At 47.6% G+C, this 12,156-nt stretch carries 10 protein-coding genes; 3 read left to right on the forward strand and 7 right to left on the reverse strand.

Translation table 11 applies throughout. The annotated features are described in order from the left end of the window. Positions 1–611: 611 nt before the first annotated feature. The 6 genes from cysQ to cysG are packed head-to-tail and all read right to left on the reverse strand — an operon-like array spanning position 612 to position 7,516. On the reverse strand, positions 612–1,352 hold the full coding sequence (gene cysQ / locus A3K86_RS00210) for a 3'(2'),5'-bisphosphate nucleotidase CysQ (protein ID WP_084406450.1): 741 nt from the start codon (positions 1,350–1,352) through the stop codon (positions 612–614). Positions 1,353–1,370: 18 nt separating this feature from the next. Further along, on the reverse strand, positions 1,371–1,994 hold the full coding sequence (gene cysC, locus A3K86_RS00215; RefSeq protein WP_068325858.1) for an adenylyl-sulfate kinase: 624 nt from the start codon (positions 1,992–1,994) through the stop codon (positions 1,371–1,373). Between the two features lie 23 nt (positions 1,995–2,017). After that, on the reverse strand, positions 2,018–3,742 hold the full coding sequence (locus A3K86_RS00220) for an SLC13 family permease (RefSeq protein ID WP_068325864.1): 1,725 nt from the start codon (positions 3,740–3,742) through the stop codon (positions 2,018–2,020). A gap of 4 nt (positions 3,743–3,746) precedes the next feature. Then, the gene (gene cysN / locus A3K86_RS00225; RefSeq protein WP_068325867.1) at positions 3,747–5,177 is read right to left on the reverse strand and encodes a sulfate adenylyltransferase subunit CysN; all 1,431 of its coding nucleotides are present in this window, start codon (positions 5,175–5,177) and stop codon (positions 3,747–3,749) included. A gap of 10 nt (positions 5,178–5,187) precedes the next feature. Continuing rightward, the gene (cysD, locus tag A3K86_RS00230; RefSeq protein ID WP_068325869.1) at positions 5,188–6,096 is read right to left on the reverse strand and encodes a sulfate adenylyltransferase subunit CysD; all 909 of its coding nucleotides are present in this window, start codon (positions 6,094–6,096) and stop codon (positions 5,188–5,190) included. 13 nt (positions 6,097–6,109) lie between these two features. Further along, complete coding sequence (gene cysG / locus A3K86_RS00235) at positions 6,110–7,516, reverse strand: siroheme synthase CysG (RefSeq protein ID WP_068325871.1); 1,407 nt, start codon at positions 7,514–7,516, stop codon at positions 6,110–6,112. A 410-nt stretch (positions 7,517–7,926) separates the two neighbouring features. Between cysG and A3K86_RS00240 the strand changes: the two genes are divergently transcribed. The 3 genes from A3K86_RS00240 to A3K86_RS00250 all read left to right on the forward strand — a co-directional run bounded on the left by A3K86_RS00240 (position 7,927) and on the right by A3K86_RS00250 (position 11,188). Then, entirely contained in the window at positions 7,927–9,891 is a 1,965-nt protein-coding gene (locus A3K86_RS00240) for a bifunctional 2',3'-cyclic-nucleotide 2'-phosphodiesterase/3'-nucleotidase (RefSeq protein ID WP_068325881.1), read from the forward strand. A 127-nt stretch (positions 9,892–10,018) separates the two neighbouring features. After that, on the forward strand, positions 10,019–10,600 hold the full coding sequence (locus tag A3K86_RS00245; RefSeq protein WP_068325884.1) for a Crp/Fnr family transcriptional regulator: 582 nt from the start codon (positions 10,019–10,021) through the stop codon (positions 10,598–10,600). A 123-nt stretch (positions 10,601–10,723) separates the two neighbouring features. Further along, a complete protein-coding gene (locus tag A3K86_RS00250) occupies positions 10,724–11,188 on the forward strand; it encodes a GNAT family N-acetyltransferase (RefSeq protein WP_068325887.1) in 465 nt (154 codons plus the stop codon). Positions 11,189–11,331: 143 nt separating this feature from the next. Here the strand turns inward: A3K86_RS00250 and A3K86_RS00255 are convergent, their stop codons facing one another. Further along, positions 11,332–12,021 (reverse strand): LysM-like peptidoglycan-binding domain-containing protein, encoded by a 690-nt coding sequence (locus A3K86_RS00255; RefSeq protein ID WP_068325890.1) that lies wholly within the window; start codon positions 12,019–12,021, stop codon positions 11,332–11,334. Positions 12,022–12,156: the final 135 nt, after the last annotated feature.

The following is a 12,156-nucleotide window of genomic DNA, read 5'->3' on the forward strand; positions in this document are numbered from 1 at the left end:
CACTCAGTTTCATTGATAAATCTTTTTGACTATCATTTCACGAGTGCCCACACAGATTGCATGGTCAAATTGTTAAAGAACTTTAGAGCAGCACCTCGTGCTGTCTAGGCCGTGTATATTACGCGGCTAATTTTTTGAGTCAAGCGTTATTTTTAAATTTCTTAAAAACCCGTATTTCCTCGACTCCAGACATCATCACTTTCACTTTTAAGGCTTAAGCATCACATCTGTAAAAAGCGCTCTATTTTATCAGCCTACTTACAAGCATCACCGCTTAAAGAAACTATCAAAAGTTTAAGAACACCTTACCAACAACTTACACACAGCTTGTGAATAACTCACTTATTGCCCGTACTCCGTGTCGGTGAGGCGGCATTATAGGGAGCTTAGAACAAAGCGCAATGATTTTTTTGATAAAAACACACGAACGCTGATTTATAGAGCCAAAGCCACCAAAATGAGATAAAAACCAAACAACAAACAGGATCAATGAAGATCCTTTTTAAAAAACGTACCTAGCGAATAAGCATAGTCGAGATAAATTACCCCGCCAGCAAGAAAATGCCCTCTATAAAAGAGGGCATCAATAAAGAAATCAGAGTCAGGTAATTTTAAACAGAGACGATGAATGAAGGATTACGTAATTCTTCACGATGGTATCGTAATGGCGAACCATCTAACTGCATGATATTAGCCCCTGCACTTTGTGCTACGCAGTGACCAGCCCCTGTATCCCACATCATTGTGGGACCTAATCGGGGGTAGTATTGCGCTCTTCCTTCAGCGACAAGACAGAATTTCAATGATGAGCCGACTTCAGCCATCTTATGCTCCCCCAACTTGGCAACATAGGTCGCTAATTCAGGGCTAGGATGTGAGCGGCTCCCCACCACGGTAGGTATAGACGCCGTTCTTACTTTAACGCTATCTCTGCCACTCGATGTCTGAAGCCAAGCCGTTTCACCGTCAGCCAACCAAGTTTTCTCAAGTGCGGGAGCGTGAACAACCCCTAATACGGGCTCGCCGTTATCGATTAAGGCGATATTTACCGTGAACTCCCCATTCTGACGAATGAACTCTTTCGTACCATCAAGCGGATCCACCAGCCAAAAACGTTGCCAATTTTGGCGTTGCTGCCAAGCTGTATGCTCTGACTCTTCCGACAAAATCGGGATCTCTGGCGTTAATGCTTGTAAGCGTTCCAAGATAATGGCGTTAGCCGCAAGATCCGCTGCCGTTACCGGACTAGTATCGTCTTTTTCCGTTATCTCTATATTGCTGTGATAGCGTGTCATAATGGCATCGCCTGCGGCGAGTGCAATTTCAACAATGGGATCAAGCAGTGCTTTCAATTGGGACTCCTTCCTTTACTAGCTTGCAATGACCTTGCGCTGTTGTAGGGCACGAACACATTGCTCTACAAGCTCTGCCACATCAAACTCCGCTGCACGTAAGTGCAACTCAGGTGATTGTGGTGCTTCATACTCAGAATCAATGCCTGTGAAGTGGCTAATTTCACCCGCTCGGGCTTTTTTATACAAGCCTTTGGGATCACGCTTCTCACATTCAGCTAAATCGGTATCAACAAACACTTCTAAAAAGCTACCCTCACCGACAAGGTCTCGAACCAGTTGACGCTCTTCACGATGAGGAGAGATAAAGGCGGTAAGTACAATCAATCCTGCATCCGCCATCAAGTTTGCAACTTCTCCAATACGACGAATATTTTCACGACGGTCTTGAGTGGAAAAACCCAGATCACGGCATAAGCCATGACGAACGTTATCACCATCCAATAAATACGTGTGATGTCCTAGCTCCACCAAACGATATTCCAATGCTCCTGCAATTGTGGATTTACCTGCGCCGCTGAGGCCAGTAAACCACAGCACACAAGGTTGCTGCTTTTTCTGTTGAGCACGCTGCGCTTGGTCGACATGATGTTGATGCCATACGACATTACGAGATTGTGTCGTTGGTACGGGTACTGACATTGATGACTCCATTCCACAATGAATTAAAAAGGAAATAACATGGGGATCAAGCCCAGCACCACCAGCGAATAAACAATCGAGAGTGGTAGACCGACCCGAACATAGTCTTTGAGTTGATAGTTACCCACGGTGTAAACCAAGAGGTTGGTTTGATAACCGTAAGGTGAAATAAAGCTGGCGCTAGCGCCGAACAAAATCGCCATGATAAAAGGCATAGGATCGGCACCCGAACTTACCGCCAAGCTATAAGCGATAGGGAAAGATAAAGCGGCAGCGGCATTATTGGTGACAAGTTCAGTTAAGACTAAGGTAAACAAGTACACTGCGACTAATGCACCGTATAATCCCCAGCCGTTAAAAGCGGTCATGAATACATCGCCAATCCGCGCAGACAAACCGCTTGAAATCATCAGCTGTGCTAGCGATAACGCGGAGCCAACAATCACGACAATATCGAGTGGGAAACGGCGTCTGAGTTCGGCAAAGGAGATAATCCCTGTAACAACGAGAACCAATAGCAACCCAGCAAGTCCTTTTATAATCGGGTAGCCTCCCAACAAAGCACCACCGATCACAGCCATAAAACTCACAAGTACCGCAAAACTCTTTTTGCCATCTAAGCGAGCGCTCGAGTCTAAGCCGTTTACCAATACGAATTCACGATTCAGCTGCTTATTTGTGTGGAAGGTTTTTCCTGGCACCACGACTAAAGTATCACCAGCATGCAGCTCGATATTTCCTAAACCGCCCGCTAAGCGTTCATGCCCACGGCGAATTGCCACCACGACCGCATCAAACCGTTCACGAAAGCGAATGCTCTTTAGCGTATTGCCACGGATCCCTGCCGAATGACTCACCACTACTTCCATCATGGATTGCCCATTAAGGTGGTGCTGACCAAACAGCTCAAGCCCCGGGATTTCCTGCAAAGTCGTGACACTTTCCACATCACCACAAAACAACAGTCGATCCCCTGCTTGCAATTGGGTATCAGGGCACACTGGGGCGATAGTGTGACCATCTCGGATCACCTCAGCTAAAAACAAACGTCGTAATGCACGCAAGCCGTTTTGTGCCACCGTCTTATTCACCAATGGGGAATGAGGGGCGATGATTGCCTCTAAGAAATACGGTAACGCATCTTGTTGCTGCTCTTCATTACTGGGTAAGAAGTAACTCAGAGGGATCACAATCAACATCCCCGCTAACAGCACGGCTAAACCAATCACAGTTGGCGCAAAGAAATCGAGGCTAGGTAAACCAGCATCTTCAACAAAGCTATTGATGATCAAATTGGTGGAGGTGCCAATTAAGGTGAGCGTGCCGCCTAATATTGCGGCATAAGATAACGGGATCAGCAATTTCGAGGGCGCGTGACGCTGATTACGCTTGATCGCTCCAATCAGCGACACCACCACTGCAGTATTGTTAGTAAAAGAGGATAAGAAAGCCGTCGATAACCCGAGCTTGGCAATCACACTCGATTGGCCACCGCGCGAAATCTGCTGCCCAACCCAACTGATCAAACGTGTTTTTTCTAGTGCAATAGAAACAAGGATCAACAACACCAAGGTCAATAGTGATGAATTGGTGAAGTTACTCGCTAAAGCTGTCAGCTCAATCATATTGGTCTGATAACCCACAAACGCCGCGCCAGCAAACAAATAAGCTGGTTTGATACGCGTTGTTAGCAAGCAAGTCACTATCACCATCAGCATAGCGAGTACAATCCCTTGTTCCCAGCTCATAGCACTACCCCAACTTGGTGATGTCTTTCGCATCCCAATGAGGGAAGTGTTTACGCACTAACGCATTGAGTTCGAGTTCAAAGGCACTGTGAGCATGGGGTGTTTCACCCGTTGAAGCACCTTGTAATGCTTCGCGGATCATCCCAGCCCCCACAGTGACATTGGTCAGGCGGTCTATAATGATGAATCCGCCCGTATCAACGCTGCGCTGATACGCATCGACCGCAATGGCTTCGGTTAACGCCACCTCACACAACCCAATACCATTGAGCGGTAAACTCGCGGTCGTGAACGTCTCAAGATTATTGATATCCACCTGATGTCGAATAGCTTGAACCGTACCAACCGTCTTCTTACCCGCCACTTTAATATCGTATTGGCGTCCAGACTCTAACGGCGTTTCGGCCATCCACACAATGTCCGCCAAAACATGATCGCTTAACGGCACGTCGTCGTTGGCCGCCACTAAAGTGTCACCACGGCTAATATCGATTTCATCCGCCAACGTCAGAGTCACCGCCTGCCCAGGGTACGCCTCTGGTAAATCACCATCAAAGGTCACGATACGCTCAACAACGGATTGCTTACCCGATGGCAGCGCTTTGACGATATCACCGACTTTTACGACCCCTGTTGCTAGGGTGCCAGCAAAGCCTCGAAAGTCGAGATTGGGGCGATTGACGTATTGCACGGGGAAACGAAAAGCCCCCGCTTCACGCTCTTGACCAAACTCCACATTTTCTAACAAGGTCAGTAATGTCTCACCTTGATACCACGGTGTATGCGTACTCAAACTCACCACGTTATCGCCTTCGAGTGCCGATAGCGGTACCAGTTGAATGTCGATATCAGAATGTAGCTTAGCGGCAAACTGTAAGTAGTCCGCTTCGATAGCGTCATATGTGGCTTGGTCGTAACCCACCAAGTCCATTTTATTGACCGCTACAATAAAGTGGCGGATCCCCAACAAGCTCGCGATGTAAGAGTGACGGCGCGTTTGATCCAATACTCCTTTGCGGGCATCAATTAAAATCACCGCCACATCACAGGTCGAAGCGCCAGTTGCCATATTCCGAGTGTACTGTTCGTGCCCCGGCGTATCGGCAATAATGAACTTGCGCTTTTGAGTCGAAAAATAGCGGTATGCGACATCAATGGTGATCCCTTGCTCACGCTCAGCTTGTAACCCGTCCACCAGCAAAGCCAGATCCGGTTTATCACCAGTGGTCCCCACCTTCTGGCTATCGTTGTGAATAGCGGCCAGCTGATCTTCGTAAATCTGGTGCGAGTCATGAAGCAAGCGACCGATTAAGGTACTTTTGCCATCGTCTACCGAGCCACAGGTTAAAAAGCGCAGTAAGGTTTTGTTGTGGTGCTGATCGAGATACGCTTCGATCCCCAGCTCAGCCACTTGCTGTTCAATAACACTGTTCATCATTCTTTCCTTAGAAGTAGCCTTGACGTTTTTTCAGCTCCATCGAGCCAGACTGGTCATGATCAATCGCCCGCCCTTGGCGCTCACTGGACGTTGCCACCAACATCTCTTCGATAATGCCGGGCAAGGTATCGGCGGTAGACTCGATCGCGCCGGTGAGTGGGTAACAACCCAACGTTCTGAAGCGAACACTTTTGTGCTCAATGTGCTCGCCCGGTTGTAGCTTCATGCGATCGTCATCGACCATGATCAGCATGCCGTCACGCTCAACGACAGGACGCACATCCGATAAATACAAAGGCACAATCTCAATATTTTCTAAGTAGATGTATTGCCAAATATCGAGCTCGGTCCAATTCGAAAGTGGGAACACACGAATGCTCTCGCCTTTGTTGATTTGCCCGTTGTAGGTTTTCCACAGCTCAGGGCGTTGATTCTTCGGATCCCAAGTATGGTTTTTATCGCGAAACGAGTAGACGCGCTCTTTCGCCCGAGATTTTTCTTCATCACGACGCGCGCCACCGAAAGCCGCATCAAAGCCGTATTTATCCAGCGCCTGCTTCAAGGCTTGGGTTTTCATAATGTCGGTATGCTTTGATGAGCCATGGTCGAACGGGTTAATACCCAATGCGAGCCCTTCTGGATTTTTGTGCACCAAGAGATCAAAGCCGTATTTATCCGCCGTACGATCCCGAAAGGCGATCATTTCGCGAAACTTCCAATCGGTATCCACGTGCAGCAAAGGAAACGGAATTTTGCCCGGGTAAAAGGCTTTTCGCGCCAAGTGCAACATCACAGATGAGTCTTTCCCGATGGAATACATCATCACAGGGTTATCAAACTCAGCAGCGACTTCGCGGATAATATGAATACTCTCCGCTTCAAGCTGCTTGAGATGGGTTAATCGTTTCGGATCCATTACTCTCTCCATGCTAAAGGCTCGCCACAGCTTGTGGCTGGGATTGAACTTCCTGATTGCCAAACCAACGTAGTTTTTGTGATAAGTTGACAACCTCACCAATCACGATCAGTGAAGGTGATGCCGCCTGTTGTGCCAACGTTGCCAGCTGCGATAGCTGACCTTGATAAACTTGCTGCGATTGATGTGTGCCACGCTCAATAATGGCGATAGGGGTATCAGACTGACGGCCGTGTGCTAAGAGTTGTTGTTGGATATAACTCGACTTCATCAGCCCCATATAAATAACCAAGGTTTGCTTACCACGCGCTAACACCTGCCAATCGAGCGGATCGCTCTCAGGCTTGGTGTGACCGGTAATAAACATCGCGGTCTGGGCATAATCACGATGGGTTAGAGGGATCCCGGCATACGCGGTTGCCCCTGCTGCGGCAGTAATACCCGGCACCACTTGAAACGGGATCCCAGCATCAAACAACACTTCAAGCTCTTCACCGCCGCGACCAAACATAAATGGATCGCCCCCTTTTAAGCGCACCACCCGCTTGCCCTGCTGGGCATAGTCAACGATTAGGCGGTTAGTTTCGGCTTGCGGCACACTGTGGTATCCCGCTCGTTTACCGACACACACTAGCTCGGCATCACGACGAACTAGCTCAAGCACGTCATCGGAGACTAAGTAGTCGTACAACACCACATCGGCTTGCTGCATTAACTGCAAAGCACGCAGTGTCAGCAAACCCGCATCCCCCGGACCTGCGCCAATTAAAGATACTTCCCCTTGCGGCTTAAGTGTTTGCGATAAACGCGTTAGCTCTTGCTCAGCAGCTTGCGGCTGACCAGCTTCAACTAATTGGGCAAAACGCCCATTGAAAGCCTGCTCCCAGAAAAAACGACGGGCGGAGAAATCCGGTACCATTTGTTTAAGGCGATCACGAAAGTTGCCAGCGATGGTGGCCATTTTGCCAAGGTGCTGCGGCAATAAGGTTTCGATTTTTTCACGCAACATGCGCGCCAGTACTGGCGCTTTGCCCGAGGAGGAGATCGCCACCACAATTGGGGAGCGATCAATAATAGAAGGAACGATAAAACTACAGCGCTGGGTATCATCCACCACATTGACCAGCACTTGGCGCTGATTGGCCGATTGATAAACCAAAGCATTCACCGCTTTGCGCTCGGTAGCGGCAATAGCGAGAAAGATGCCATCGAGGTGATGCGGCTCGAACGTCTCAGCAAGGTGAGAAACTTGGTTGGCAGCGAGCGCCGCTTGAAACTCAGCGTTAAGTTTCGGCGCAATAACCCGAACATCCGCCCCTGCTTTTAGCAGCATTTGTGTTTTACGCCACGCTACCGTGCCACCGCCTACCACCACACAAGGTCGCTGCTGCAAATCAGCAAATATCGGCAAATATTCCATGTCTACGCCCTCAAATACTATCCTGTTAGAGCACTATAGACAGAGCCTGATATTACCTGAAATTCTAAAATTGTATTTTTTATTCCAAAAAGTTTGAGCAAAGGTATTCAATGAGAATTGCGAGCAATAGCGCAATAAATTCACCAATTTTGAGGTAAAAAAGACGGCAAATGTACCTCTCAAGTATCAAAAGGCGCTCACCCTAGTTCATTTAGATGTAAGTTATGCTGTTTTTTTCTTATGTTGAAATGAGCGAAACGAGCAAAGCCTCTCCATCTATTTATTAACGATGCGCTTTTTGCGGCAAAAGTGAGAGATATGACACATAAAATCAAGAAACAAACGATACCGTGACATTTTTTTTGATACCTTAGCGCGGCTTTCCTAACTCATTTTTCTTGGAGAAAATCATGAAATTATCTGCCAAGCCTCTATCTCTTGCGGTCTTAGGTGGTTTATTAACCCTAGCGGGTCCTGCCGCTGCGGAAACGATTAAACTTCGTATTCTAGAAACCACAGATATCCACATGAATGTGATGGATTTCGACTACTACAAAGACAAGCCAACCTTAAAAACTGGCCTGGTACGTACCGCGTCATTGGTAAAAGAAGCACGTGCAGAAGTTATCAACAGCGTGTTAGTAGATAATGGTGACTTGATCCAAGGTAGCCCTATGGGCGACTACATGGCAGCCAAAGGCATTAAGATGGGCGAAATTCACCCAGCTTACAAAGCCATGAACCAACTAAGCTACGATGTGGGCAACATTGGTAACCACGAATTCAACTACGGCCTTGAGTTTTTGAAGAACTCCATTGCCGGTGCCAACTTCCCCTACATCAATGCGAACGTAGTTGATATTAAGTCGGGCAAAAACCTATTCACGCCTTACATCATTAAAACGCACAAGCTAAAAGACACCGATGGTGTTGAGCATGATGTGAAAGTGGGCTACATCGGTTTTGTACCACCACAAATTATGATTTGGGATAAGAAGCACCTTGAAGGTCGTGTTGACGCGCTTGATATCAAGCAAACGGCTGAAAAATATGTCCCGCAAATGAAAGCGGAAGGTGCTGATATTATCGTTGCGATCCCACACTCAGGGATTTCAACCGATCCGTACAAAATCGATGCCGAGAACTCGACTTACTACCTAACCGGCGTGAAAGACATCGATGTGATCGCTTTTGGTCACTCGCATGCTGTGTTCCCAAGTAAGAGCTTTGCCAATGTGCCGGGTGTTAACCTAGAGAAAGGGACCATTAATGGCGTACCTGCGGTAATGCCTGGTCGCTGGGGTGATCACCTAGGTGTGGTTGACTTGGTACTAGAAAAAGAAGGCAACGGCTGGGATGTCAGCGATGCCAAAGCCGAAGCGCGTCCGATCTTTGATAAAGAGAAAGGCAAAGCGCTGGTTGATGCCGATAAGAAAATGGTGCAAGCAGTGGCTGACGATCACAAAGCAACCCGTGAATTCGTCAATCAGCCAATCGGTAAAGCAAGCGATGTAATGTACAGCTTCTTGGCATTGGTACAAGATGATCCAACAGTACAGATCGTTAACTTAGCGCAAAAAGATTACGTTGAGCGCTTTATCCAAGGCGACCCAGATCTAGACGGCATCCCTGTTCTATCTGCAGCGGCACCGTTTAAAGCCGGCGGTCGTGGTAACGATCCAACAAACTTCACCGAAGTAGAGTCAGGTCAGCTAACCTTCCGTAACGCAGCCGACCTTTACCTTTACCCGAATACTCTAGTGGCAATGAAAGTCACAGGTAAAGAAGTGAAAGAATGGCTGGAGTGTTCAGCAGCGCAATTTAACCAAATTGACGTCAATAGCACTAAACAGCAAGGTTTGATCAATTGGGACGGTTTCCGTACTTACAACTTTGATGTGGTTGATGGTGTGAATTACGCCATCGACATTTCAAAACCAGCCCGTTACGACGGTGACTGTAAGCTGATCAACGCTGGTGCTGAACGTATCCAAGATCTGACATTCAATGGTAAGCCAGTCGATCCAAAACAAGACTTCATCATTGCGACCAACAACTACCGCGCATACAGCGGCAAGTTCGCTGGTACTGGTGAGAAGTTTGTTGCCTTTGCTTCACCAGATGAGAACCGTTCAGTACTGTCTGACTACATCAGCCGTGTGAGCAAAGAGAAAGGTCAAGTGATCCCAAGTGCTGATAACAACTGGCACTTTGCGCCACTGAAGAGTGATAAAGCACTAAACATCACTTTCGAAACGTCACCAAGTGAGAAAGCGGCAGCGTTTATTAAAGACAAAGGTCAGTACCCAATGAAGAAAGTGGGCACAGACAAAGTGGGCTTTGCGGTTTACCAAATCGATCTACAAGCTAAATAAGTCACCTCAGTTTCACTGAGTGATACTTATCGCCTAAGCCGTCGTGAAAACGACGGCTTTTTTCTTTCCTTCAAATTCTATCGTTAGTATAAATAACGGTAACCGCTGTTTATACGAAGCCAAAAACATGAAAACCCGCTTATTGCAGTTTTTACACCAGCACGGTGTCAGCCCCCAAGAAGCAGAGGCCATTGCCGCCCAAGCCGAGCCACTAGAATTACCCACGCGCCACATTCTGTTGCATCAAGGACAAGAGGCTGAGCACTTTTACTTTTTAGTCGAAGGTGTTTGTCATGCTTGTTACCTAACCGAAGATGGCAAAGCATTCAGTAAAGAATTCTATTGGGAGCAAGAGCCTATCATTGGCTTTGAAGCGCTAACAACATCACAGCCTTCGGGGTATTTACTCGAAACCTTAATGGCTAGTCGTGTGCTAACCCTGCCGATCACTTTATTAGAGCAATGGCGTTCACAGCGTCACCCGCTCTATCTCCATCTACTTGAACGTCAGTTACAGTTTAAAGAGCACAAAGAACGCTTCATGTTGATGTATAGCCCAGAAGAGCGCTATCAAATCTTCAGCGAGCATTTCAGTGAGCTCATGCTGCAAATTACCGACAAGCAATTAGCGTCATATTTAGGGATCGCCGCCACCAGCCTAAGTCGGATCAAAGCTCGATTAAAACCTGACGTTGATGACATAAGATAACGACAATCCCCACGAGGCTAATTTAAAGTAAGTACAAATAAGGCACCCACCAACTCAGTACTTATCAAAGTGATAAGAAGAGCCTGATGCTGGTATCGACATCGAGACAACAAGGGATTTCACATGCAGTGGCAATGTTTACCGTTTGAACAACTGACAACTCACCAACTATATGATCTATTAAAACTCCGAGTGGATGTTTTTGTGGTCGAGCAAAACTGCCCGTATCCTGAGCTGGACGAGCATGACCGTCACCCGCAAACCCATCACCTACTAGGCTTTCAAGATGGCGAGTTAGTGGCTTACTTAAGGTTATTACCACCCGGGGTCACCTATGATAATGTCAGTATTGGGCGAGTACTTACCGCACAAGCAGCACGTGGTACAGGGGCAGGACATGCGCTGCTACAACAAGGGTTGATCCATGCTGAGCGGTTGTGGCCGCAACACACCATTGATATTGGCGCCCAAGATCACTTGCAAAGCTACTACCTGCAATACGGTTTTAGCCCGATTTCAGAAATGTATTTAGAAGACGGAATTCCACATATCGACATGCGATTAACCAAAGACGAAGCCAAAGCATAAGCGATTGAGTCCATCTCACAACACCTGATACACAAAAGCCGCACTATCAAAGTGCGGCTTTTCGTTTTGCTGTTGTTATCAATAGCCATCGTGCGCTAAATCTCGAGTGATGACACCTTTGCTTTCCTAATAGAAGCAGGGCATCAATTACCGCGCGAGAAACTGCCATCTGACAAACGGTAATACATCACAGACTTGCCTGCTGTGGTCTCAATTTGAATGGCATCCAAATCACCCGCGGCATTTTGTTTGTAGCGGATCCATTGCCCTGACTTGATTCGGCTTAACGGCTTATCTTTACCTTCAATCGCAGCGACGGCGTATAAGTCAGCTAACGGCAGAGATTTTTCACGGAAGATATTTGCCAATGTTTGCCCTTGCTTGATCTGATAGCGCTGCCATTCAATGCTCGATGCTTGACGAGTTACAGGCTCGCTTCGCGATTCGCTTGCCACCGCGGTCGGCGTTGAGTGCACAGGCGATGCAGGTTCAGGGCGTTTTACACGCTGTGGTGACAACGGCTCTGCACGCTCACCCACTCCCGACTGTGTTTCTTGACCAAGATCGAGCGCCACTTCACGGCGAACACCGTCACCGCTTTGTTCATCAGGTAATGTCGGCTCCGAAGGCAACAGCAACACCACCACAAAAAGCGGAATCAACACAGTTAAGGCACGACGGTGTAAGGTCGGCATCCCCATCCAATAGCTTCGCAGCCAATCGCGCACGCTCAGCGCTTTCTCTTTCCATTGCGCCATGGTTGTGGCATCAAACTGCAAGGAAGGCAGCTTAAATTCACTCTTCTTTTTGGTTCGGCGGCGGGCTTGTCCCATAACTAATTCTCCATAACAACAACAGCAAAACACATCAATGATGCAAAAATGGCGACAATTCTTAACAAGAGTTTACCCTGTAGGGCTGAAACTGTTATCCTGCCTGCTTTATTACCTCTAACTTAAGAGATGACA

It is taken from the genome of Photobacterium jeanii (assembly GCF_001650345.1).
GTDB classification, from domain to species: Bacteria; Pseudomonadota; Gammaproteobacteria; order Enterobacterales; family Vibrionaceae; genus Photobacterium; species Photobacterium jeanii.